This is a genomic window from Protaetiibacter sp. SSC-01, from assembly GCF_014483895.1.
Lineage (GTDB): Bacteria > Actinomycetota > Actinomycetes > Actinomycetales > Microbacteriaceae > Homoserinibacter.
Genome location: NZ_CP059987.1, coordinates 2,141,414 through 2,163,077, shown reverse-complemented (window position 1 = coordinate 2,163,077; position 21,664 = coordinate 2,141,414). Strand labels below are relative to the sequence as shown.

Sequence of the window (21,664 nt, the reverse complement as noted above, 5' to 3'; positions counted from 1 at the left end):
GGGGCCGAAGGTAGGCAGCGTCGGTGTCCGGTCCGTGCGCCGGAGGTGAACGTTCCGTGCCGTCCCGGTGATCGCTGCGCGACGCGCGTCGAGGAATACGGGATGCCTAGACTTGACGAATGGCCTTCGGATTCCGCAGCGACCGTGCTCGCGACGAGGAGGCACGCCGCGCCGTCGACGCGCGTGTGGCGGATGCGATGCCGGCCGGGATGCGGATCGCCGCGGCCTGGTCGTGGCGCATCCTCGTCATCGCGGGTGTTCTCGCGCTCATCGTGTTCCTCGTCATCCAACTGCGCTACATCGTCGTGCCGCTCATGGTCGCGATGCTCCTCGCGGCGCTCCTCGTGCCGTTCTCGAACTGGCTCCAGAGGCACCGCTGGCCCAAGTGGCTCGCGATCGCAGTGAGCGAGGTCGGCGTGCTCGCCGTCATCGGCGGGCTCGTGTGGCTCACCGTCCGCACCGTCATGAGCGGCTACCCCGCACTGCAGGAGCAGACGCTCGAGCGCTGGGAAGAGCTCAAGGCGTGGCTGCTCGAGTCGCCGCTGCACCTCTCGGAAGCCGACATCCAGAACTGGGCCGACCAGTTCATCGAGGCGCTGCAGGCCGACTCGAGCTCGCTGTGGACGGGCGCGCTCTCGGTCAGCAGCGGCCTCGGCCATTTCCTCGCGGGCTTCCTGCTCGTGCTCTTCGCGACGCTCTTCATCCTCATCGACGGCCGCGGCATCTGGCACTGGATCGTGCGCATCTTCCCGCGCAAGGCGCGCGCCGCGCTCATCGGCGGCGGCGAGGCCGGCTGGATCACGCTCTCGACCTTCGTGCGCGTGCAGGTGCTCGTCGCCTTCATCGACGCCGTCGGCATCGGCCTCGGCGCGTTCATCCTGGGCCTCTTCTACAACGGCTTCCCGCTCGTCGTGCCGATCGCGATCCTCGTGTTCCTCGGCTCGTTCATCCCCGTCGTCGGCGCGGTCGTGTCGGGCGCGCTCGCGGTGTTCATCGCGCTCGTCTTCATGGGGCCGTGGCAGGCGTTCGTCATGCTGCTCATCGTCATCGGCGTGCAGCAGCTCGAGGGTCACGTGCTGCAGCCGTTCCTCGTCGGCAACGCCGTCAAGGTGCACCCGCTCGCGGTCGTCATCGTCGTCGCGGCCGGCGGCTTCCTCGCCGGCATCCCGGGCGCCCTCTTCGCCGTCCCGCTCGTCGCCACCCTCAACGCCATGATCGTCTACATGGCTCGCGGCGATTGGCGCGTCAACCCGCATCCGTCTGTCGCGGATGTCGTCCCGCCCACGAGAGGCCGCATCGTCCGTGACTGAGCTGCCCGGCCCCTCCCTCGCCGAGATCCGCGCCGCCCGCGCGCGCGCCGCCGAGGTCGCATCCGTGACCCCCATGGAGTACTCGCGCTTCCTCTCCGAGGTCGTCGGCTCGCCCGTGCACCTGAAGGCCGAGAACCTGCAGCGCACGGGCTCGTACAAGATTCGCGGAGCCTACAACCGCCTCTCGCAGCTGACCGCCGAGGAGCGTGAGCGCGGCGTCGTCGCGGCCTCCGCCGGCAACCACGCGCAGGGCGTCGCGCTCGCGGCCCGCGAGCTCGGCATCGCCGCCACGATCTTCATGCCCATCGGCGTCGCCCTTCCGAAGCTGCAGGCGACGCGCGACTACGGTGCGGATGTCGTGCTGCACGGGCACGTCGTCGACGAGACGCTGCAGGCGGCCGCCGAGTTCGCCGAGCGCACGGGCGCTGTGCTCATCCCGCCCTTCGACCACCCGGATGTCGTGGCCGGCCAGGGCGGGCTCGCGCTCGAGATCCTCGACCAGGTCGCCGACGTCGCGAATGTCGTCGTGCCGATCGGCGGCGGCGGGCTCATCGCGGGCATCGCATCGGCGTTCGCGCAGCTCGAGCCGGAGCTCGGTCGCCGCGTACGGGTCGTGGGCGTGCAGGCCGAGAACGCTGCCGCCTACCCGCCCTCGCTCGAGGCGGGAGAGCCGTGCGCCATCCCGACCTCGCCGACGATCGCCGACGGCATCGCTGTGGGCAAGCCGGGCGAGCTCAACTTCGCGATCGTGCGCGAGGCGGTCGACACCGTCGTGACGGTTCCGGATGACGACGTCGCGCAGGCGCTCGTCGTGCTGCTCGAGCGCGCGAAGCTCGTCGTCGAGCCGGCCGGCGCGGTGGGCACGGCCGCCGTGCTCTCGGGGCGTCTCGCCCTCGAGGGCCCGACCGTGATCCTGCTCTCGGGCGGCAACATCGACCCGATGGTCATGGAGCGCGTCATCGGCCGCGGTCTCGCGGCGTCTCATCGCTACCTCAAGGTCAACATCCCGCTTCCCGACCGCCCGGGTCAGCTCGCGCGCATCGCCGAGCTCATCGCGGAGGCGAACGCGAACGTCGTCGAGGTGCTGCACACGCGGCACGGGGTCGGTCTCAACATCAGCGAGGTGGAGATCGAGATCCACATGGAGACGCGCGGCGCCGAGCACGCGGAGCTCGTGCTGCGTCGCCTGCGCGAGGCCGGCTACCGGCCGCGCGTCGACGCCTGACCCGCTGGTCCGCGAGAGTACGTACTTTTCGCCCCGAAGGTCGCCGTTTTCGCGAGAAGTACGTACTTTCGCGGACGGGGACGCGGGGGTAGTATAGGCGGCAACCTATAGAAAGGATGCGGCGATGACCCTCCTCGAGAACCCCGCACAGGTCGCCGGCCTCGTCACCCGTGAGCTGCGCACGGGGGAGCGCGACGGCGCGCCCACCCGCATCGCGGTCGCCCGCCGTGAGTACGCGACGACGCCCGACGACCTGTGGAACGCGCTCACCGACGCCGAGCGCATCCCGCGCTGGTTCCTGCCCATCAGCGGCGACCTCCGCGTCGGCGGCCGCTACGAGCTCACGGGCAACGCCTCCGGCACGGTCGAGCGCTGCGACGCCCCGCGCCGCTTCGACATCACGTGGGAGATGATGGGCGCGCCCTCGTGGGTCACCGTCACGCTCGCCCCCACCGCATCCGGAACCGAGCTCGAGCTCGTGCACGAGGCGCACGTGCCCGAGGAGTTCTGGTCGGTCTACGGTCCCGGCGCCGTCGGCATCGGCTGGGACGGCGCCCTCATGGGCCTCGGCCTGCACGTCGAGACGGGCGAAACCGTCACGGGCGAGGAGGCCGAGCAGCTGCCGTTCACCGACGAGGGGCGCGCGTTCTACCGCGCCGCCGCCGACGGCTGGACGGATGCGGCGATCGCCGCGGGCGAGGACCCGAACGCCATGCGCGCCGCGGGCGAGGGCGCCTACGCCTTCTACACGACCGCGGCGCCCGAGTCGTGAGCGCCGTGCCCGAGTCGATCGCGCACGCGGACCCCGTCTTCGAGGCGCTCGGCGACCCCGTGCGGCGGCTCATCGTGCGCCTCGCGGCGGCGGGGGAGCAGCCCGCGGGCGCGCTCGTCGAGGGTGTGCAGCGCGTGCACACCATCTCGCAGCCCTCGGTCTCGCAGCACCTGCGCGTGCTGCGAGACGCGGGGCTGCTGACGGTGCGCGCCGAGGGCACGCGTCGCCTCTACGCGCTCGACCCGGATGCCGTCGACGCCGCGCGCGCGTGGCTCACGGCCCTCGTCGATCCGCTCGCGCCGCTCGCCAACCCGCTCGACGCCCTCGCGACCGAGGTCGCCCGCGGCAAGCGCGAGCGTCGAGGCGAGGAGAGGGCTCAGCCCGCGTAGGGCTCGACCTTCACGATCTCGACGGCGATGTCGCGGCCGTTGGGGGCCGTGTAGCTGAGCTTGTCGCCCTGCTTGCGCCCGAGGATCGCCTGCCCGATGGGGCTCGACTCGGGGTAGACGTCGAGGTCGTCGTTGTCGGCCGCGATCTCGCGGTTGCCGAGCAGGAACGTCGTCTCGTCACCCGCGATCTTCGCCGTCACGAGCGTTCCCGGCGCGACCGTGCCGTCGGAGGCCGGCGCCTCGCCGACGGTGGCGGTGCGCAGCAGCTCGGTGAGCTGACGGATGCGCGCCTCGATCTTGCCCTGCTCGTCCTTCGCGGCGTGGTATCCGCCGTTCTCCTTGAGGTCGCCTTCCTCGCGCGCCGCCTCGATCTTCTTTGCGATGTCGATGCGCGCGGGACCCTCCAACTCGGCCAGCTCCGCCTTCAGGCGGTCGTAGGACTCCTGGGTGAGCCACGTCGTGGTCTCGGGCATGGTGCTCCTCACAAACAATCGAGACCGGCACTCGGCCGGTCTCTACAGGGTGATGCGTTCCGGAAAGCTTAGGACAGATCGGTGAGAACCGCATCCGCCGCCGCGGCGTCGTCGGCGAGCCAGCAGCGGTGCACCGAGCCGCCCACGGCCTGCTCGCTCGTGCGCAGCGTCGCGCGCAGCAGGCGGGTCGCCTCGTCCGACGGCGGAACCTCGACGATGCGCCATCCGATGACGGCGTGCTTCTCGCTCACGGCCTTCACGGCGCACGAGACCTCGGCGCCCGCGGGGGCGGTCAGCTGCCAGCGGACCTCGACCGAGGTGTCGGTGAGCTCGCCGAATCCGACGTCCTTCGCCTCGATCGACGCCGACGGCCCGAGCAGGCCCACCCAGACGACCCACGCGACGACCACGACCGCGACGCCCGCGGCCGCGGCGATCGCCACGAGCCGCATCCGGGCCCGGTGGGCGGGGGTGCGGCCGTACCTCTCGTCGAGGTTCTGGGTCATGGGGTGCTCCGGGGGCCGATTACGCTTGATCCCAGGTTATTCGCTTCGGAAAGGCCGACCGTGCTCCCTCTCCTCTGGGCGGCGACGCCCACCCCCAGCCCGACGAGCGGCGTCGACGCGAACCTCGTCACGCCCGGCGTCGTGGGGTTCCTGGTGACGCTCGGCCTCATCGTCGCGACGATCCTCCTGCTCGTGAGCCTGACGCGCCGCATCCGCCGTGTGAACAACCGCGCCCTCATCGCCGAGCGCCTCGACGCAGAGGAGGCGGCTGCCGCCGAGAAGGACGACGAGAAGCAGTAGACGTCGAGCTGGTTTCGACACGCGCCTTCGGCGCTACTCAACCAGCGGTCACCCGGATCACCCCGCTGGTTGAGTAGGCGCGCAGCGCCGTGTCGAAACCAGCGACGATCAGACGTATGCCGGATCCAGCACGATCAGCAGGATCGCCGTCCAGTGGCACAGGAACGCGATGACCGTGCACGCGTGGAACAGCTCGTGGAACCCGAAGACGCCGGGCGCCGGGTTGGGCTTCTTGAGCGCGTAGAACACCGCGCCCACGGTGTAGGCGACGCCGCCGACGAGCACGAGCACCATCATCGCGACGTTCGCGTTGACGAGGTCGACGATGTACATCATCGCTGCCCAGCCGAGCGCGATGTAGAGCGGCACGTAGAGCCAGCGCGGCGCCTTGAGCCAGAAGACGCGGAAGCCGATGCCGAGCAGCGCCCCGCCCCACACGATCGACAGCAGCACGATCGCCTTGTCGGTCGGGAGCGCGCACACCGCGAGCGGCGTGTACGTGCCCGCGATGAGCAGGAAGATGTTGGCGTGGTCGAGGCGGCGGAACACCGCCTTCACCTTCGGCGTCCAGTTGAAGCGGTGGTAGGTGGCCGAGATGCCGAACAGGAGCATCGAGCACATCATGAACACGGCCGACGCCCACTTGGCGGGCGCGCCGTCGGCGAGCGCGATGAGGATGATGCCGCCCGCGATCGCGAGCGGGAAGGTCGCGGCGTGCAGCCATCCGCGCCACAGCGGCTTCACCTCGACGGGCGGATGCTCGAGCTCGTCCTCGAGGAGCGGCAGGTTGGGAAGGCTCGCGCCGGGTTCGCGCTCCGCCTCCGCCTCAGGGGAGGTCGCGGCAGTCATGTCGCGACGATAGCGCGAGCCGTATGCCGCATCCTGAGAGCGGGCTGCATCGCCGCCGCACGCGGGGTCGAGTACCGTAGCTCCGTGAGCGAGCGCCAGGGACCCGGGGGTACGGGCGTCCTCTACGGCCTCTACCAGGCGCGCCTGCGACGCCAGCTGCAGAACGCCAACCTCCCGCACCACGTCGCGATGATCATCGACGGTAACCGCCGCTGGGCACGCGAGCGCGCGCTCGAGACGGCCGCCCACGGGCATCGCGCCGGGGCCGAGAAGATGCGCGAGTTCCTCGGCTGGTGCGACGACCTCGGCATCCGCGTCGTCACGATCTACCTGCTCTCGACCGACAACCTCACGGGACGCTCGAGCGAGGAGCTCGACCAGCTGTTCGAGATCATCGCCGACCTCGCCGACGACCTCTCGCGCGCGGCCGACTGGCGCATCCAGCACGTCGGCACGACCGAGGGCCTGCCCGAGCCGCTCGTCGGCGCCCTGCGCGCCGCCGAGGACCGCACCTCTGGCAACGCGGGACTGCACGTCAACCTCGCGGTCGGCTACGGCGGCCGGCGGGAGATCGCGGATGCCATGCGCAGCATCGTGCGCGACCACGGCGACAAGGGCGGCAGCGTCGAGGAGCTCGCTGAGATCCTCACCCCCGAGCTCATCGGCGAGCACCTGTACACGCAGGGCCAGCCGGATCCCGACCTCATCATCCGCACCTCGGGCGAGCAGCGCCTCTCCGACTTCATGCTGTGGCAGTCGGCGCACAGCGAGTTCTACTTCGTGGAGGCGCTCGGCCCCGACCTGCGCGAGGTCGACTTCCTGCGCGCCCTCCGCGCGTACGCGACGCGGCACCGCCGCTTCGGGCAGTGACCACGACGGGAGACCGCCCATGACGCTCGGGATCGACGACTTCGCCGCCCGCTTCCACGAGGAGCCCGGCTACCTCGACTTCGCCTCGGCGGGGCCGATGGGCGACACCGTGCGCGCCGAGATGGACGCGTTCACCTCGGTGCTCAGCGGAGGCCGCTTCGGCTCGTTCGCGTCGTTCTACGAGCAGGATGCGCGCGTGCGCGACGCGATCTCGGCGCTCACCGGGTTCCGCACCGACCAGATCGCCTTCCAGCCGAACACGACCCAGGGCCTCATGCACACGCTCTTCGGTCTCACGGGCGGTGTGGCTCTCTCGCCGAGCGAGTTCCCGTCGCTCCCGTACGCGGCCGTGCGCGCGCAGCAGGCGCTCGGGGTCGTGACGCCGCAGTGGCTCGAGACCGACCACGGGCGCGTGACGCCCGGCAACATCCGCGACCAGCTCGACTCGTCGACCGTCGCGGTGGCCGTGAGCCTCGTCGACTTCCGCACGGGCCATCTCGTCGACCTCGAGGGCCTGCGCCAGGTGATCGGCGACCGGCTTCTCATCGTCGACGCGATCCAGGGCTTCGGCGTCGTCGACGCGCCCTACGAGGTCGCGGATGTCGTGGTCGCGGGCGGCCAGAAGTGGGTGCGAGCGGGGTGGGGCACGGGCTTCCTCGCGCTCTCCGACCGCGCGCTCGACCACCTCACGCCCGTGTGGTCGGGCTTCCCGGCGTCGGAGCGCGTCGGTCTGACGCTCGACGAGGTGCTCGCGCCGGCGTCGGATGCGCGTGCCTACACGGTCTCGAACCCCGACTGGATCGCGATGGCCCGGTTCGCCGCGGCGCTCGAGGAGATCGCCGAGGTCGGCGTCGCCGAGATCAACGCGCGCATCGCGCAGCGCGTGAGCGACATCATCGACGTCGCCGACGAGTTCGCCCTGCCCGTCCTCTCGCCGCGCGCCGAGAACGAGCGCGCGGGCATCGTCGTCGTGGAGCCCGACCCCGACCAGCTCACGGTGCTCTCGGCCGCGCTCCACAACCACGGCGTGAGCGTCACGACGCGCGGCGGCACCGTGCGCCTGTCCGCGCACGTGTCGACGGATGCCGACTCGCTCACCCTGCTGCGCTCGGCGCTCCTGTCGTTCGCCACCGCATCCGCTGCTCGCTGAGAGTTCATGAGTCCGTAACAGGCGCGGGCGTGTCGCGGTCGGGGTGCGCCGCGGGGCGGGCATAGCGTCGGGGCATCAGGCACCGTGCCTGATCGGAGCGGCCACACAAGTTCGCTACCGACGAGCCCCTGGCCGATCCGCGACAGGATCCGGGTGGCATCCCACCCGGGGATGGAGTGGGAGTGCCCGCGCTCGACAAGCCCCAGCAGAAGTCCACGACCGTCGCAGCTCGCACGCGGAAGCAGGGGGAGCGCACCTACGTGCTCGACACCTCCGTGCTGCTCGCGGATCCGCGATCGCTCTACCGGTTCGCGGAGCACTCCGTCGTGCTGCCCGTCGTGGTGATCACCGAGCTCGAGGCGAAACGCCACGACCCGGAGATCGGCTACTTCGCTCGCCAGGCCCTGCGCCTGCTCGACGACCTGCGCGTCGAGCACGAGCGGCTCGACTTCCCGATCGCGGTCGGCGACGCGGGCGGCACGCTGCGCGTCGAGCTCAACCACTCCAACATGTCGGTGCTGCCCTCGGGCATGCAGCTGAACGACAACGACTCGCGCATCCTCGCCGTCGCGATGAACCTCGCTAACGACGGGCTCGACGTCGTCGTCGTCTCGAAGGACCTTCCGCTGCGCGTCAAGGCCGCGTCGATCGGCCTCGCTGCGGAGGAGTACCGGGCCGAGCTCGCCGTCGACTCCGGATGGACGGGGCTCGCCGAGCTGGAGATCTCGGCCGAGCAGATGGCCGAGCTCTACGACTCCGAGACCCTCGTGAGCCGGCAGGTTCAGGACCTTCCGGTCAATACGAGCCTCGTCATCCACTCCGACCGCGGCTCGGCCCTCGGTCGCGTCACCGGTCGGGGCGAGCTCAAGCTCGTGCGCGGCGACCGCGACGTGTTCGGCGTGCACGGCCGCAGCGCCGAGCAGCGCCTCGCGATCGACCTGCTGCTCGACCCCGAGGTCGGCATCGTGTCGCTCGGAGGCCGCGCGGGCACCGGCAAGTCGGCCCTCGCCCTGTGCGCGGGCCTCGAGGCCGTGCTCGAGAAGCAGCAGCACCGCAAGATCATGGTGTTCCGCCCCCTCTACGCCGTCGGCGGCCAGGAGCTCGGCTACCTTCCCGGCGACAAGGAGGAGAAGATGAGCCCGTGGGGGCAGGCGGTGTTCGACACCCTCGGCGCCCTCGTCTCCGACAACGTGCTCGAGGAGGTCATCGAGCGCGGGATGCTCGAGGTGCTGCCGCTCACGCACATCCGCGGGCGCTCGCTGCACGACGCGTTCGTGATCGTCGACGAGGCGCAGTCGCTCGAGCGGAACGTGCTGCTCACGGTGCTCAGCCGCATCGGGCAGAACTCGCGCGTCGTGCTCACGCACGACGTGGCCCAGCGCGACAACCTGCGCGTCGGGCGGCACGACGGCGTCGCATCCGTCATCGAGACGCTCAAGGGCAACGCGCTCTTCGGCCACATCACCCTCACCCGCAGCGAGCGTTCGGCGATCGCGGCGCTCGTGACGGAGCTGCTCGAGCCGGCCGAGCTGGCGTGAAGCGAGGGGCTGGTTTCGATACGCGCCTGCGGCGCTACTCGACCAGCGGTGATCGCCGCCTTCGGCGCTACTCAACCAGCGGCGAAAGCCGCCTTCGGCGCTACTCAACCAGCGGCGAAAGCCCGCTGGTTGAGTAGCCCGCGAAGCGGGCGTGTCGAAACCAGCCCCGGCTCACCCCCTTCCGCCCCCATCTCTATATAGCTAGAGTTAGCGCATGGAGCCGCTCAGCCGCCTGACACCCGCGACCGCCGAGGTGCTGCACGCCCTGCTCGACGCGGGGGCGCCCGTGTGGGGACTCCGCATCGTGCACGAGACCGGCCGTCCCGCCGGGAGCGTCTACCCGATCCTGTCGCGCCTCGAGAGCGCGGGATGGGTCACGTCCGTGTGGGAGGACGACCCGAGTCGCTCGGGTCCGCGTCGGCGGCTCTACGAGCTGACCGCCGACGGGGTGCCCGCGGCCCGCGCGGCCGTGGCGCGCATCCGCGGAACCGGGGCCGCGTCCGGCCGCGTGGCGGGAGCGAGCGCATGATCGCCGTGACCGCCATCCGCGCGATCTCCGCGACCGTGCCCGCGGGCGTGCGCGAGCGCTACCGCGAGGAGTGGCTCGCGGATGCCGCGGGGTCGCGCGAGCTCGGAGTGTCGCCCTGGTCGGTCGTCGGGGGAGCGCTCGGTGTCGCCGTGGGCCTCGACCGTGAGGATCCGCTGCTGAGCGGGACGCCGCCGCGTCGCCTCGCGTTCCGGCGCCTGCGCGTCGCCCTCGCGGCGATCACCACGACCCTCCTGCTGCTCGCGTTCGGCGTCATGTGGGGTGTCTGGCCGCAGGCCGACTCGGTCGCGGGCCGCGTGCTGCTCGTCCTCGTGCTCGTCGGCACCGCGATCGGGCTCATCGCCCTCGTCGGCGTGCTCCGCGCCCGCCTCCGCTCGCGTGGGCGTCGGCGATGGGGCGCAGCGGATGTCGCGGTCGCCGCCACGCTGCCCCTCGCGCTCGCCGCGACCCTCCTCGTGCCGTTCGTGAGCGCACCGCTCGTGCTCGGCGGCCTCATCGCCCTGCTCGTCGTCATCGTCGTCGAGGATCCCCGACCGCAGCAGACACCACTGCGACGGCTCCCCGCCGCGGGCCTCGCCGCACTGTCGGGTGTCGGCATCCTCGCCGCGCTCGCAGGCTCGCTGCTGCACATCTACGTGTGGAACCCGCTCGCACGCCTACCCGGCATGAGCCTCGACGAGATCTACGCCGGGCTCGACGCGGCGCACGAGCTGCCGAGTCCGATCGTGCCGGTCGCCTGGGCCGCGCTGTGGTGCCTGGCGACCCTCGCCCTCGTCGTGCTCGCCGCGCTGCCGTTCCTCGGCATCCGCCGCTTCGCGACGGCGCGCCGGATCGCGGGCATCGGAATCCTGGGGGTCGCCCTCGTGACCGGGGGCTCGTGGTTCGTGGGCTTCGGCATGGGGATGGGCATGGCCGACGCGTTCGCGACGAGCGGCGGCGACGCCGCGGCCTCCGGCCCCGTGCTCGCGGTGGTCGGGCTCGGGTACCTCGTCGCGGCGGTGCTGGTCGGGCTGCTGCCCGCACGGATGCGGGTGGTTGCCGCAGAAGCGGGGTAGGGCGGAGGGCTGGTTTCGACACGCGCCTGCGGCGCTACTCAACCAGCGGTGAAAGCCCTGCGGCGCTGCTCAACCAGCGGTGGGTGCCCACCCGCTGGTTGAGTAGCTCGCGGAGCGGGCGTGTCGAAACCAGCCCCGTTCCAGCGGTGTGTCAACCAGCTGGTTGAGTAGCCCGCGGAGCGGGCGTGTCGAAACCAGCCCCCTGCCACCTCAGCGGTGCATCAACCCGGGTGCGTCATCGAGAGCACGTCGAGCGCCGCATCCAGCTGCTCGAGCGTGAGCTCGCCGCGCTCGACGAACCCGAGATCGATCGTGGCCTCGCGCACCGTGATGCCCTTCGCGACCGCGTGCTTCGCGATCTTCGCGGCGTTCTCGTAGCCGATGAACTTGTTGAGCGGCGTCACGATCGACGGCGACATGCCGGCGAGGGCGGCGGCGCGCTCGAGGTTCGCCTCGAGGCCGTCGATCGTCTTGTCGGCGAGCACGCGCGTCGAGTTCGCGAGCAGGCGGATCGACTCGAGGAGCGCCGTGCCCATGACGGGGATGGCGACGTTGAGCTCGAACGAGCCCGTGGCGCCCGCCCACGCGACGGTCGCGTCGTTGCCGACGACACGCGCCGCGACCATGATGACGGCCTCCGGGACGACGGGGTTGACCTTGCCCGGCATGATCGACGAGCCGGGCTGCAGGTCGGGGATGTGCAGCTCGCCGAGGCCCGTGTTGGGACCCGAGCCCATCCAGCGCAGGTCGTTGCTGATCTTGGTGAGCGAGACGGCGATGACGCGGAGCGCGCCCGAGGCCTCGACGAGGGCGTCGCGGTTGGCCTGCGCCTCGAAGTGGTCCTTCGCCTCGGTGATGGGGAGGCCGGATGCCGCGGCGAGCTCCGCGATGACCTTCTGCGGGAAGCCCTTCGGGGTGTTGATGCCCGTGCCGACGGCGGTGCCGCCGAGCGGAACCTCGGCGACGCGGGGGAGCGCGGCCTCGATGCGCTCGATGCCGAGGCGGATCTGGCGCGCGTAGCCGCCGAACTCCTGGCCGAGGGTCACCGGCGTCGCGTCCATGAGGTGCGTGCGGCCGGGCTTGACCGCGTTCTTCCAGAGCTCGGCCTTCTTCTCGAGGGCCGTCGCGAGGTGGTCGAGGGCGGGGATGAGGTCGCCGATGAGGGCGCCCGTGACGGCGACGTGCACCGAGGTCGGGAAGACGTCGTTCGACGACTGCGACGCGTTGACGTGGTCGTTGGGGTGCACTGGGGAGCCGAGCTTCTCGGTCGCGATCGTCGCGAGCACCTCGTTCATGTTCATGTTCGAGCTCGTGCCCGAGCCGGTCTGGTACGTGTCGACCGGGAAGTGCTTGTGGTGCGAGCCGGCGATGATCTCGTCGGCGGCCGCGACGATCGCGTCGGCGATCGCGCCGTCGAGCACGCCGAGCTCGTTGTTGGCGATGGCGGCGGAGCGCTTGATGCGGGCGAGCGCGACGATCTGCGCGCCCTCGAGGCCCGTGCCCGAGATGGGGAAGTTCTCGACGGCCCGCTGCGTCTGCGCGCGGTAGAGGGCCGAGATCGGGACGCGGACCTCCCCCATGGTGTCGTGCTCGATGCGGTATTCGGCGTCGGTGCCCATGCGTGGTGCCTTTCGTGCGGTGCGTGCTGTGCGTGCGGGTGCGGGGGAGGTCTAGGAGTCGGCGCCGATGTCGCCGATGACGAACGACGGCTTGGCCGTGCCCTCGAGGAGCTTGTAGTTGGCGCCCACGACGGCGAGCGTTCCGTCGGCGACCGCGTCGGTGATGAGCTCGGAGCGCGCGACGAGGTCGCTCACGGTGCGCTGCAGGTGGGTGAGCCCGACATCCTCGGGCTCGCGCGACGGCGCGGCGCGCACCGAGGGACGGATGGCCGCGATGAGCCCCGCGATGTGCGGGGGCAGCGGGCGGGCGTCGGGGGCGTCGAGGTCGATCGCGGCCCGCACGGCGCCGCACGCGTCGTGCGCGAGCACGACGATGAGCGGCACCTCGAGCACGGCGACGGCGTACTCGAGCGACCCGATGACGGAGTCGGAGATGACCTGACCCGCGTTGCGCACGACGAACAGGTCGCCGAGGCCCTTGTCGAAGATGATCTCGGCCGCGAGACGCGAGTCGCTGCAGCCGAAGAGCGCGGCGTGCGGCGCCTGCGCCGCGGCGAGCTCCTCACGGCGCTCGACGTCCTGACGCGGATGCAGCGGTGCGCCGGCGACGAAGCGCTCGTTGCCGCGCGCCATCTCGCGCCAGGCGTCGGCCGGTGTGCGGCGGGGGGTTCCGCTCATGACAGCTCCTTCGCGACGGCGGCCGCGAGGGCCGCGAACTCCTCGTCGCCGGCGGTTCCGGCGAGCACGATGGTGGAACCGTCGGCCTCCGTGACGAGCGCATAGGCCACGTTGCCCGGGTCGTCGGAGTCACGACGGTCGAAGATGGTCCACTGCACGCCGTCGATCGTGATGACCGCGCCGGCGCGCGCGTCGCGGACCTGGTCGGCGGTCCAGCTCGGGTTGGCGTCGACGCCCTGGATGATCGCGAGGTACTTATCCTCGGGCGTGGTGAACCCCACCTTCCATGTCAGAACTCCGTCCGACCTGGTCTCCTTGCCTGCGTGATTTGCGTACCAGGCGTCAGGCATCGGAGGGGCGACGATGGGGACCTCAACAGAGGCCTGAAGGTCTGCAGCGGCGCCGAGGTAATCTGCGGGCTCACGGAGGCTGCCCTGGTCGGGCCGTACGACGACCATGACGAGGAACGCGACGATGCCGAGCGACGCGATGACGGCCGCGAAGAGGTTGCGGGCCGTCTGGCTGCTGCGGTGCTTCTGGCTCGTGGCGGCCTTGCGGGCGGCCATCTCCTCGGGGGTCTCGGCGCGACCGAGCTCCGCGACGATCGGACGCCCCGACTCGTCGATGCCGCTGCCGCGCCGGCTCACGATTCCTCGGCCGCGGCGCGTGCCGCGTCGAGGCGGGCCTTCGCACCGACGAGCCACTCCTCGCACCGGCGGGCGAGTGCCTCGCCGCGCTCCCACAGGGCGAGCGACTCCTCGAGGGTCGCGGCACCCTGCTCGAGCTTCGCCACGACCTGCACGAGCTCGTCGCGTGCCTGCTCGTAGCTGAGCTCGGCGACGTCGGCGGGGGTGGCGTCGGTCATGCCCTCAAGCCTACTCGGCGCTCGCCGTGAGCTCGCCGCCCGCGACCCGGATGCGGAGGGCGTCGCCGGGCGCCACCTGTGAGGGGTTCCGCACGACGGCATCCCCCGAGCGGACGACGGCGTAGCCGCGGTCGAGGGTGCGCTGCGGGGAGAGGGCGCGCAGCTCGGCCGCCAGCCGGTGCACGGCCGTCTCCTCGCGCTCGACGCGTAGCTGCATGAGGCGCGAGCCCTGGTCGACGAGGCGGATGAGGTCTTCCGCGCGCGACTGCACTATGACGCCCGGGTCGGCGAGCACGGGTCGTGAGCGCAGCGCCGCGATGCGATCGATCTCACCTGTCACGAGCGACGACAGGCGCATCGCCATGCGGGCGCGCGCCTGCTGCACGCGGGCCGCCTCTTCCGTGACGTCCGGGACGACGCGCTTGGCGGCATCCGTCGGCGTCGAGGCGCGCAGGTCGGCGACGAGGTCGAGCAGGGGGCTGTCGGCCTCGTGGCCGATCGCGGACACGAGCGGCGTCTCGCAGGCCGCGGCCGTGCGCACGAGCTGCTCGTCGCTGAACACGAGGAGGTTCTGGAAGTCGCCGCCGCCGCGCGCGACGATGATGACGTCGACCTCGGGGTCGGCGTCGAGCTCGCGGATGCCGGCCGCGACCTCGCGGGGAGCGTTGACCCCCTGCACGGCCGCGTGACGCACGCGGAAGCGCACCTGCGGCCAGCGCAGCTGGGCGTTGCGCAGCACATCCTTCTCGGCGTCCGAGTCGCGGCCCGTGACGAGGCCGATGCACTGCGGGAGGAACGGAAGCGGCTTCTTGCGCGACGCGTCGAAGAGCCCCTCCTGCTGCAGCGTGCGCTTGAGGCGCTCGAGCTGCGCGAGGAGGTCGCCGATGCCGGCGTGCCGCAGATCGGACGCGACCATCGAGAGCGTGCCCCCGCGCATCCAGTAGTCGGGCTTCACGAGCGCGACGACGCGGTCGCCCTGCGAGAACTGCTCGGTGAGGCGCTGGAGGGTCGACGACCAGACCGTGAGCGAGACCGTGACGTCCTGGTCGAGGTCTTTGAGCTTCGCGTAGACGACGCCCCGCGCGAGGTTCCACTGGGTGAGCTCCCCCTCGACCCACACCGAGCCGAGGCGGTCGATGTAGCCCTTGACCTTCGCCGACAGGGTCGCGACGGGCCACGGATGCTCGGCGCTCGGGCCCTCGACGTCGGTCATGCGGCCAGGGTACGGGATGCCGCGGTCGCCGCCCGGCGTCGTCCCAGGCGTCCCCCGTAGACTCGGGGGGTGAGCGGGATCACGAACGGCGCGCTGGGGACGACCCTCGAGGCTCCCCGCATGCCCGCGGTGCGCGGGCGCCTCCACGACGAGCCCGTCGGGGCTCCGAAGCGCGTGCTCCTCGCCGCCCCGCGCGGCTACTGCGCGGGCGTCGACCGAGCGGTCATCGCCGTCGAGAAGGCCCTCGAGAACTTCGGCTCGCCCGTCTACGTGCGCAAGCAGATCGTGCACAACGTGCACGTCGTCTCCGAGCTCGAGCGCCGTGGCGCGATCTTCGTCGACGAGGTCGACGAGGTGCCGCCCGGCTCCCACCTGGTCTTCAGCGCCCACGGCGTCTCGCCCGCGGTCGTGCGCTCCGCATCCGAGCGCGAGCTGCTCGCGATCGACGCGACGTGCCCGCTCGTCACGAAGGTGCACCGCGAGGCGACGCGCTTCGCGAAGCAGGACCTGCAGATCCTCCTGATCGGCCACGCAGGCCACGAGGAGGTCGAGGGCACCATGGGCCACGCGCCCGAGCGCACGATCCTCGTCAACTCGCCCGACGACGTCGCGACGCTCGAGGTCGACGACCCCGACAACCTCGTGTGGATCTCGCAGACCACGCTGAGCGTCGACGAGACGATGGAGACGGTGCGCCGCCTGCGCGAGCGCTTCCCGAACCTGCAGGACCCGCCGTCGGACGACATCTGCTACGCCACGCAGAACCGCCAGGTGGCCATCAAGAAGGTCGCGCCCGAGGCCGACCTCGTGATCGTCGTCGGCTCCGCGAACTCCTCCAACAGCGTGCGCCTCGTCGAGGTCGCGCTCGAGCACGGCGCCAAGGCCGCCCACCGCATCGACTACGCGAGCGAGATCCGCCAGGAGTGGCTCGAGGGCGTCGCGACGATCGGCGTCTCGAGCGGCGCATCCGTGCCCGAGGTGCTCGTGCAGGAGGTGCTCGCCGACCTCGCGGATGCGGGCTATCGCGACGTCTCCGAGGTGCGCACGGCCGAGGAGGACCTCATGTTCTCGCTGCCGAAGGAGCTGCGGCGCGACGCATCCGGCAACGCGGATGCGCGCGCACTCGGGGGACGCGCCCGCGCCTGACGAGCGCGCGACGCACCATCCGGGAGAATCGGGAGGACGAGGGGGTTCGGATGCGCGTGACACTGCTGCCGCGTGAGGCGGCCGCGCGCGTCATCACCGGCTCCATCGCGACGCTCGCTTGGGCCGCGGGCGCCTGGATCGTCGTGCTCGCGATCCCGGTGCTCGTCGAGACGCTCGCGCGCCGCGATGAACTGGGCCTCCTGCCCCTGCCGCTCGGGATGCTGCTCGTCGTGCTCGCGGGGATCGGCGTCGCCGTGTGGCGCATGACGCCGCCCGTCGTCGTCGGCTACCTCGTCGTCGCGACCGCGGCATCCGTCGTCTACGAGGTGAGCCTGCTCTCGAACGACCTCTCGCTGCTCGAGCACGAGATGTACCTCGTGAACCGCCCGACGCTCGCGCTCGTGGCGATCGGCGTCGCGTCGACGTCGGCGCTCGGCGGCATCGCGTGGTGTCTCTTCGGCTACGGCGCCGCCAACCTCGTCGCGGTCGTCGTGGCCTCGCTGACCGACACGCCCGTGCGGCCGGGGATGGGGCCGACGATGGTGCTGCTGCTCGCCGTCGTGCTCAACCTCACGCTCTTCACGCTGCAGGCCCGTCAGCGCCGCAAGCTGCCGCGTTTCGAGGAGCTCGAGGAGGCGACGAGGCGCCGGGCCGCGACGGCCGACCTCGCGCGCCGCGCGACCGCCGTCGTGCACGACACGGTGCTCAACGACCTCACGATCGTCATGAACGCGCCCGACACGCTCGATGCGCGCACGCGCGAGCGGCTGCGCGACGACCTCGACACGCTCGAGGGAGGGGAGTGGCTGCACGCATCGGACCAGGTGGCCGTGCCCGACGAGGCGCAGGTGGCCGTGCGCAACGCCATCTCGCGGCTCGTGAGCGAGTTCCGCTGGCGCGGCCTCACGATCAACGTCACGGGCGTCACGACGGGGGTCTACCGCTACGGGGCGGCGCAGGGCGACGCCCTCGTCGGCGCGCTGGGAGCCGCGCTCGAGAACGTGCTGCGGCACTCGGGGGCCTCGAGCGCGAACGTCGAGATCGTCTACGGCGAGAGCGATGTGACGTTCATGATCTCGGATGAGGGCGTCGGCTTCGACATGGCCGAGATCGACCCCGACCGGCTCGGCATCCGCGACTCCATCCTCGGACGGATGGAGGGCGTGGGTGGCAGCGCGCGCATCTGGTCGGCCCCCGGGGCGGGCACGACCGTCATGCTCACGATGCCGATCGACGAGACGGCCGACCCGGGCGCGCCGTCGCGGCACCGCGAGAGCGACACGGGCGCGCCGCGCGCGAGCGAGGAGGGTGCGGATGTCGAGCACTAGTCGCCGCGTCGACGTCATGCGCTACGCGGCACGCGACGTCGATCCCATGAGCTGGTTCACGGGCCCCTACGTGCCGCTCGTCTTCGCCGCGCTCATCGCGAGCTACGGCGGCGGCATGGTGATCGTCACGTGGGGACGCACGGACGCGCCGTGGCTTCAGCTCATCGCGCTCGTGCTGTGCGTCTCGGCGTGCATCCTCATCCAGGTGCTCACCTCGCTCAGACGGCGCTTCGACTGGCAGCTCGGGGCGACCGCGGTCTTCGTGGGAGGTGCGGGCCTCATCCTCTCGGCCCTCGGCTACACCGAGTCGCTCGTCGCCGTCGAGTTGTGGTGGGCTCCCTTCGCCTTCGGCCTCTGCGTCGCGGTGCTCTCGCCCTACCTCTCGACGGGGAGGCTGCTCGGCTGGGGCCTGATGGCCCTCATCACGGTGCTGCCTCTCGCGTTCCTCATCGTCGACGAGCGGGTGCCGGCATGGGGCTCGGTGTCGGTGTTCCTGCTCATCGCGAGCCCCGCGCTCGTCGCGACAGGCGCCGGCGCCGCCTTCGCGGTGAGCGTCGTGCACCGCACGCTGCCCATCGTCGCGAACCGCTCGAGCGAGGTCGTGTCGCCCGCCTTCGCAGCCGACCCGGAGGACGAGGAGGCGGAGCGCGTCGTGCTCGCGCGCTTCACGGCGCGCGCCGTGCCGTTCCTCCGCGAGATCGCCGAGCGGGGCACCGTGAGCGAGAGCGACCGCCACCTCGCGGGAGAGCTCGCGCGCCACCTGCGCGACGACCTCGTCTCGCGCAGCGACCTCGCGTGGCTCGGTCTGCGAGCGGATGACACGCGCGTCGTCGTCGCGGACCCCGACCGCCGCGCCCAGTCGCTCCGCGCCCCGCAGCGCGCCGCCATCCGCGACCTCGTACGCGCCGTGCTCGACGACCCCTCGACCGACGCGACGACCCTGTTCCTCGCCTTGCGCGCCCAGCCGGACGGCTCGACGGCCGTCGCCATGACGCTCGACACGGAGCTTCCCGAGGGGCGTCGCGTGCGGCACATCGCGCCGTACTACTTCAACCTGCGCGGAACGATGCGCGACGTGCAGCTGAAACGCGACGGGGTCTCGTTCCGGGTACCCCCGGACGAGACCCCGTAGCGGGTCGGGTCGCTCGCGGCGACCCGGACGCCTCAGGCGCTGATCGACTGCCCGGCCGAGCCGAGCTGCTGTGTCGCCGCGACGACGCGCTTCGCCATGGCCGACTCGGCGCGCTTGCCCCACGCACGCGGGTCGTAGACCTTCTTGTTGCCCACCTCGCCGTCGACCTTGAGCACGCCGTCGTAGTTCTCGAACATCCAGCCCGCGATGTCGCGCGTGTACGCGTACTGCGTGTCGGTGTCGATGTTCATCTTGATGACGCCGTTCGCGACCGCCTCGGCGATCTCGGCATCCGTCGAGCCCGAGCCGCCGTGGAACACGAGGTCGAGCGGCTTCGGGCCGGTGCCGTACTTCGCGGCGATGCCGGCCTGGATCTCGCCGAGCAGCTCGGGGCGCAGCTTGACGTTGCCGGGCTTGTAGACGCCGTGCACGTTGCCGAAGGTGAGGGCGGCGATGTAGCGGCCCTGCTCGCCCAGGCCGAGAGCCTCGACGGCCTGCTCGACGTCGCCGAGGGTCGTGTAGAGGGCCTCGTTGCTGCCCTCGTGCTGCACGCCGTCCTCCTCGCCGCCGACGACGCCGATCTCGACCTCGAGGATGGCGCGGATGTTCTTCATGCGCGGGAGCAGCTGCTGGGCGATCTCGATGTTCTCGGCGAGCGGCACGGCCGAGCCGTCCCACATGTGCGACTGGAAGATCGGGTTACGGCCGGCCTTGACCTCGGCCTCCGAGGCCTCGATGAGGGGGAGCACGAAGCCGTCGAGCGCGTCCTTGGGGCAGTGGTCGGTGTGGAGGGCGACCGTGATGGGGTAGTTCTTGGCCGCCTCGTGCACGAACGCCGCGAAGGCGAGCGCCCCGGATGCGCGGGCCTTGACGCTCTGACCCGCGAAGTAGTCGGCACCGCCGGTCGTGACCTGGATGATGCCGTCCGATCCGGCCTCGGTGAGGCCCTGGAGGACTGCGTTGATGGTCGAGGAGCTCGACACGTTGATGGCGGGGAAGGCGAAGGCGTTCGACTTCGCCTTGTCGAGCATCTCGGCGTACTGATCCGGGGTGGCGACGGGCATGGGGGTCCTCCTGGAGCGGATGGGGTGGTCGCCCCGAGTCTACGGCGTGTCGGATTCCACCCAGTCGAGGGTGCGCTCGACCGCCTTGCGCCAGCGGGCGATGCCGTGCGCGCGCGTCGCGGCGTCGACCGCGGGCTCCCAGCGGCGGTCCTCTGCCCACAGAGCGCGCAGCTCGTCGGTGTCCTTCCACAGCCCGACCGCGAGCCCCGCGGCGTAGGCGGCACCGAGCGCGGTCGTCTCGGTGATCTCGGGGCGCACGACGGGCACGCCGAGCGCATCCGCCTGCAGCTGCAGGAGCAGCTCGTTCGCGACCATGCCCCCGTCGACCCGCAGCTCGGTGATGGGCACCTCGAGCTCAGAGTTCGCGGCCTCGAACACGTCGAGCGTCTGGTACGCGACGGCCTCGAGGGCCGCGCGCGCGAGGTGGCCCTTGTTCGCGAAGCGCGTGAGCCCGACGATCGCACCCCGCGCATCCGGTCGCCAGTACGGTGCGAAGAGTCCCGAGAACGCGGGCACGATGTACACGTCTCCGTTGTCGTCGACCGTCTCGGCGAGCGTCTCGACCTCCGGCGCCGTCCGGATGATGCCGAGATTGTCGCGCAGCCACTGCACGAGCGAGCCCGCGACCGCGACGGAGCCCTCGAGCGCGAAGCGCGGCGCCTCGTCGCCGAGGCGGTAGGCGACCGTCGTGATGAGGCCGCTCCCGCTGTGCACGAGCTCGGTGCCCGTGTTCACGATGAGGAAGCCCCCCGTGCCGTAGGTGTTCTTCGACTCGCCCGCGTCGAAAGCCGCCTGCCCGAATGTCGCGGCCTGCTGGTCGCCGAGGATGCCCGCGATCGGGGTCTCGCGCAGGAGGCTGTCGCTCGCGGCGTGGCCGTACACCTCGGACGACGAGCGGATCTCGGGCAGGATGGCGCGCGGCACGCGGAACGCCTCGCACAGCTCGTCGTCCCAGTCGAGCGTCGCGAGGTCCATGAGGAGCGTGCGGCTCGCGTTCGTGACGTCGGTCGCGTGCACCGCGCCGTCCGTGAGCTTCCACAGCACCCAGCTGTCGGGGGTGCCGAAGGCGAGCTCGCCCGCCTCGGCGCGCTCGCGCGCACCCTCGACGTGATCGAGGATCCACGCGATCTTCGTCGCGGAGAAGTAGGTCGCGAGCGGCAGGCCGGTCTTCGCCGCGAACCGGCGCACGCCCCCGTCCGCGGCGAGCGCGTCGACCGCGTCCTGCGTGCGGGTGTCCTGCCAGACGATCGCGTTGTGGATGGGCTCGCCCGTCGCGCGGTCCCACACGATGACGGTCTCGCGCTGGTTCGTGATGCCGATCGCCGCGACGTCGTGGCGCGTGATGCCGGCATCCGCGAGGGCCTCGCCGATGACATGGCGCGTGTTGCGCCAGATCTCCGCGGGATCGTGCTCGACCCAGCCGGGCTTCGGGAAGAGCTGCCGGTGCTCGCGCTGACCCGCGCTCACGATGCGCCCCCGGTCGTCGAAGACGATCGCACGCGTGCTCGTCGTGCCCTGGTCGATCGCGACGATGGTCGTGGGACGGCGCTCCGGTGCAGCCATGGTCCTCCTTCGGTCGGCTCCACGGTAGCGAGGTGCACGCGTGCGACGCGCGGCGGTGGGAGGATGTGCAGC

The 21,664-nt window shown here is 71.5% G+C and carries 23 protein-coding genes; 13 read left to right on the top strand and 10 right to left on the bottom strand.

All coding sequences use genetic code 11. The features are described 5' to 3' along the window. Positions 1–119 precede the first annotated feature (119 nt). From H4J02_RS10225 to H4J02_RS10210, 4 genes are all read left to right on the top strand, one after another. Complete coding sequence (locus tag H4J02_RS10225; RefSeq protein ID WP_262406034.1) at positions 120–1,310, top strand: AI-2E family transporter; 1,191 nt, start codon at positions 120–122, stop codon at positions 1,308–1,310. Beyond that, positions 1,270–2,535: a threonine ammonia-lyase gene (gene ilvA / locus H4J02_RS10220; protein WP_187674482.1), complete on the top strand. Its 1,266-nt coding sequence runs from the start codon at positions 1,270–1,272 to the stop codon at positions 2,533–2,535. The genes H4J02_RS10225 and ilvA overlap by 41 nt, the downstream gene beginning before the upstream one ends. Positions 2,536–2,659: 124 nt before the next feature. After that, on the top strand, positions 2,660–3,307 hold the full coding sequence (locus H4J02_RS10215; protein ID WP_187674481.1) for an SRPBCC family protein: 648 nt from the start codon (positions 2,660–2,662) through the stop codon (positions 3,305–3,307). Beyond that, positions 3,304–3,696, top strand: a complete 393-nt coding sequence (locus H4J02_RS10210; RefSeq protein ID WP_262406033.1) for a helix-turn-helix transcriptional regulator — start codon at positions 3,304–3,306, stop codon at positions 3,694–3,696. Before H4J02_RS10215 ends, H4J02_RS10210 begins: the two co-directional genes overlap by 4 nt. Here the strand turns inward: H4J02_RS10210 and greA are convergent. Beyond that, positions 3,684–4,169: a transcription elongation factor GreA gene (greA, locus tag H4J02_RS10205; RefSeq protein WP_187674480.1), complete on the bottom strand. Its 486-nt coding sequence runs from the start codon at positions 4,167–4,169 to the stop codon at positions 3,684–3,686. The genes H4J02_RS10210 and greA overlap by 13 nt on opposite strands. 68 nt (positions 4,170–4,237) lie before the next feature. Further along, positions 4,238–4,675 (bottom strand): DUF4307 domain-containing protein, encoded by a 438-nt coding sequence (locus tag H4J02_RS10200; protein WP_187674479.1) that lies wholly within the window; start codon positions 4,673–4,675, stop codon positions 4,238–4,240. A gap of 60 nt (positions 4,676–4,735) precedes the next feature. Between H4J02_RS10200 and H4J02_RS10195 the strand changes: the two genes are divergently transcribed. Next, the gene (locus H4J02_RS10195; protein ID WP_187674478.1) at positions 4,736–4,975 is read left to right on the top strand and encodes a hypothetical protein; all 240 of its coding nucleotides are present in this window, start codon (positions 4,736–4,738) and stop codon (positions 4,973–4,975) included. Between the two features lie 108 nt (positions 4,976–5,083). Here H4J02_RS10195 and H4J02_RS10190 read toward each other — a convergent pair whose 3' ends face one another. Continuing rightward, a complete protein-coding gene (locus tag H4J02_RS10190) occupies positions 5,084–5,824 on the bottom strand; it encodes a hemolysin III family protein (RefSeq protein ID WP_187674477.1) in 741 nt (246 codons plus the stop codon). An 84-nt stretch (positions 5,825–5,908) separates the two neighbouring features. On the opposite strand from H4J02_RS10190, the gene H4J02_RS10185 reads away from it, so the two are divergent. From H4J02_RS10185 to H4J02_RS10165, 5 genes are all read left to right on the top strand, one after another. Beyond that, complete coding sequence (locus H4J02_RS10185; protein WP_262406029.1) at positions 5,909–6,694, top strand: isoprenyl transferase; 786 nt, start codon at positions 5,909–5,911, stop codon at positions 6,692–6,694. A gap of 19 nt (positions 6,695–6,713) precedes the next feature. Next, complete coding sequence (locus H4J02_RS10180) at positions 6,714–7,844, top strand: aminotransferase class V-fold PLP-dependent enzyme (RefSeq protein ID WP_187674475.1); 1,131 nt, start codon at positions 6,714–6,716, stop codon at positions 7,842–7,844. Positions 7,845–8,026: 182 nt separating this feature from the next. After that, complete coding sequence (locus tag H4J02_RS10175; RefSeq protein WP_397420129.1) at positions 8,027–9,382, top strand: PhoH family protein; 1,356 nt, start codon at positions 8,027–8,029, stop codon at positions 9,380–9,382. 214 nt (positions 9,383–9,596) lie between these two features. Continuing rightward, positions 9,597–9,911: a PadR family transcriptional regulator gene (locus H4J02_RS10170; RefSeq protein ID WP_187674474.1), complete on the top strand. Its 315-nt coding sequence runs from the start codon at positions 9,597–9,599 to the stop codon at positions 9,909–9,911. Continuing rightward, complete coding sequence (locus H4J02_RS10165; RefSeq protein WP_187674473.1) at positions 9,908–10,984, top strand: hypothetical protein; 1,077 nt, start codon at positions 9,908–9,910, stop codon at positions 10,982–10,984. The genes H4J02_RS10170 and H4J02_RS10165 overlap by 4 nt, the downstream gene beginning before the upstream one ends. 221 nt (positions 10,985–11,205) lie before the next feature. On the opposite strand, the gene H4J02_RS10160 is transcribed toward H4J02_RS10165, so the two are convergent. From H4J02_RS10160 to xseA, 5 genes are read right to left on the bottom strand one after another with little or no spacing between them, the layout of a single operon-like run. Then, positions 11,206–12,603 carry an aspartate ammonia-lyase gene (locus tag H4J02_RS10160; RefSeq protein WP_187674472.1) on the bottom strand — a complete coding sequence of 466 codons (1,398 nt, stop codon included), beginning with the start codon at positions 12,601–12,603 and terminating at the stop codon, positions 11,206–11,208. A 51-nt stretch (positions 12,604–12,654) separates the two neighbouring features. After that, on the bottom strand, positions 12,655–13,281 hold the full coding sequence (locus H4J02_RS10155; protein WP_187674471.1) for a carbonic anhydrase: 627 nt from the start codon (positions 13,279–13,281) through the stop codon (positions 12,655–12,657). Next, positions 13,278–13,928, bottom strand: a complete 651-nt coding sequence (locus H4J02_RS10150; RefSeq protein WP_262406027.1) for a DUF4245 domain-containing protein — start codon at positions 13,926–13,928, stop codon at positions 13,278–13,280. Before H4J02_RS10150 ends, H4J02_RS10155 begins: the two co-directional genes overlap by 4 nt. Further along, positions 13,925–14,146, bottom strand: coding sequence for an exodeoxyribonuclease VII small subunit (locus H4J02_RS10145; protein WP_187674470.1), 222 nt, complete (start codon positions 14,144–14,146; stop codon positions 13,925–13,927). Before H4J02_RS10145 ends, H4J02_RS10150 begins: the two co-directional genes overlap by 4 nt. A gap of 10 nt (positions 14,147–14,156) precedes the next feature. Beyond that, complete coding sequence (gene xseA, locus H4J02_RS10140) at positions 14,157–15,359, bottom strand: exodeoxyribonuclease VII large subunit (protein ID WP_187674469.1); 1,203 nt, start codon at positions 15,357–15,359, stop codon at positions 14,157–14,159. 120 nt (positions 15,360–15,479) lie between these two features. Between xseA and H4J02_RS10135 the strand changes: the two genes are divergently transcribed. Genes H4J02_RS10135 through H4J02_RS10125 form a run of 3 tightly spaced genes read left to right on the top strand, consistent with a single transcriptional unit; the run spans position 15,480 to position 18,965 of the window. After that, the gene (locus tag H4J02_RS10135) at positions 15,480–16,505 is read left to right on the top strand and encodes a 4-hydroxy-3-methylbut-2-enyl diphosphate reductase (RefSeq protein WP_187676536.1); all 1,026 of its coding nucleotides are present in this window, start codon (positions 15,480–15,482) and stop codon (positions 16,503–16,505) included. Positions 16,506–16,555: 50 nt separating this feature from the next. Continuing rightward, positions 16,556–17,833: a sensor histidine kinase gene (locus tag H4J02_RS10130; RefSeq protein WP_187674468.1), complete on the top strand. Its 1,278-nt coding sequence runs from the start codon at positions 16,556–16,558 to the stop codon at positions 17,831–17,833. Further along, a complete protein-coding gene (locus H4J02_RS10125; protein ID WP_187674467.1) occupies positions 17,820–18,965 on the top strand; it encodes a hypothetical protein in 1,146 nt (381 codons plus the stop codon). The genes H4J02_RS10130 and H4J02_RS10125 overlap by 14 nt, the downstream gene beginning before the upstream one ends. Positions 18,966–18,997: 32 nt before the next feature. Here H4J02_RS10125 and fbaA read toward each other — a convergent pair whose 3' ends face one another. Together fbaA and glpK are read right to left on the bottom strand one after the other, a co-directional pair. Further along, on the bottom strand, positions 18,998–20,029 hold the full coding sequence (gene fbaA / locus H4J02_RS10120; RefSeq protein ID WP_187674466.1) for a class II fructose-bisphosphate aldolase: 1,032 nt from the start codon (positions 20,027–20,029) through the stop codon (positions 18,998–19,000). 39 nt (positions 20,030–20,068) lie between these two features. Then, positions 20,069–21,592 carry a glycerol kinase GlpK gene (gene glpK / locus H4J02_RS10115; RefSeq protein ID WP_187674465.1) on the bottom strand — a complete coding sequence of 508 codons (1,524 nt, stop codon included), beginning with the start codon at positions 21,590–21,592 and terminating at the stop codon, positions 20,069–20,071. Between the last annotated feature and the right edge of the window lie 72 nt (positions 21,593–21,664).

Excerpts from the sequence above, each read along its gene's own strand:
- H4J02_RS10225 (WP_262406034.1), top strand. The coding sequence starts at position 120 with ATGGCCTTCGGATTCCGCAGCGACCGTGCTCGCGACGAGGAGGCACGC.
- ilvA (WP_187674482.1), top strand. The coding sequence starts at position 1,270 with ATGTCGTCCCGCCCACGAGAGGCCGCATCGTCCGTGACTGAGCTGCCC.
- H4J02_RS10215 (WP_187674481.1), top strand. The coding sequence starts at position 2,660 with ATGACCCTCCTCGAGAACCCCGCACAGGTCGCCGGCCTCGTCACCCGT.
- greA (WP_187674480.1), bottom strand. The coding sequence starts at position 4,169 with ATGCCCGAGACCACGACGTGGCTCACCCAGGAGTCCTACGACCGCCTG.
- H4J02_RS10200 (WP_187674479.1), bottom strand. The coding sequence starts at position 4,675 with ATGACCCAGAACCTCGACGAGAGGTACGGCCGCACCCCCGCCCACCGG.
- H4J02_RS10190 (WP_187674477.1), bottom strand. The coding sequence starts at position 5,824 with ATGACTGCCGCGACCTCCCCTGAGGCGGAGGCGGAGCGCGAACCCGGC.
- H4J02_RS10180 (WP_187674475.1), top strand. The coding sequence starts at position 6,714 with ATGACGCTCGGGATCGACGACTTCGCCGCCCGCTTCCACGAGGAGCCC.
- H4J02_RS10170 (WP_187674474.1), top strand. The coding sequence starts at position 9,597 with ATGGAGCCGCTCAGCCGCCTGACACCCGCGACCGCCGAGGTGCTGCAC.
- H4J02_RS10165 (WP_187674473.1), top strand. The coding sequence starts at position 9,908 with ATGATCGCCGTGACCGCCATCCGCGCGATCTCCGCGACCGTGCCCGCG.
- H4J02_RS10160 (WP_187674472.1), bottom strand. The coding sequence starts at position 12,603 with ATGGGCACCGACGCCGAATACCGCATCGAGCACGACACCATGGGGGAG.
- H4J02_RS10155 (WP_187674471.1), bottom strand. The coding sequence starts at position 13,281 with ATGAGCGGAACCCCCCGCCGCACACCGGCCGACGCCTGGCGCGAGATG.
- H4J02_RS10145 (WP_187674470.1), bottom strand. The coding sequence starts at position 14,146 with ATGACCGACGCCACCCCCGCCGACGTCGCCGAGCTCAGCTACGAGCAG.
- xseA (WP_187674469.1), bottom strand. The coding sequence starts at position 15,359 with ATGACCGACGTCGAGGGCCCGAGCGCCGAGCATCCGTGGCCCGTCGCG.
- H4J02_RS10135 (WP_187676536.1), top strand. The coding sequence starts at position 15,480 with ATGCCCGCGGTGCGCGGGCGCCTCCACGACGAGCCCGTCGGGGCTCCG.
- H4J02_RS10130 (WP_187674468.1), top strand. The coding sequence starts at position 16,556 with ATGCGCGTGACACTGCTGCCGCGTGAGGCGGCCGCGCGCGTCATCACC.
- H4J02_RS10125 (WP_187674467.1), top strand. The coding sequence starts at position 17,820 with ATGTCGAGCACTAGTCGCCGCGTCGACGTCATGCGCTACGCGGCACGC.
- fbaA (WP_187674466.1), bottom strand. The coding sequence starts at position 20,029 with ATGCCCGTCGCCACCCCGGATCAGTACGCCGAGATGCTCGACAAGGCG.
- glpK (WP_187674465.1), bottom strand. The coding sequence starts at position 21,592 with ATGGCTGCACCGGAGCGCCGTCCCACGACCATCGTCGCGATCGACCAG.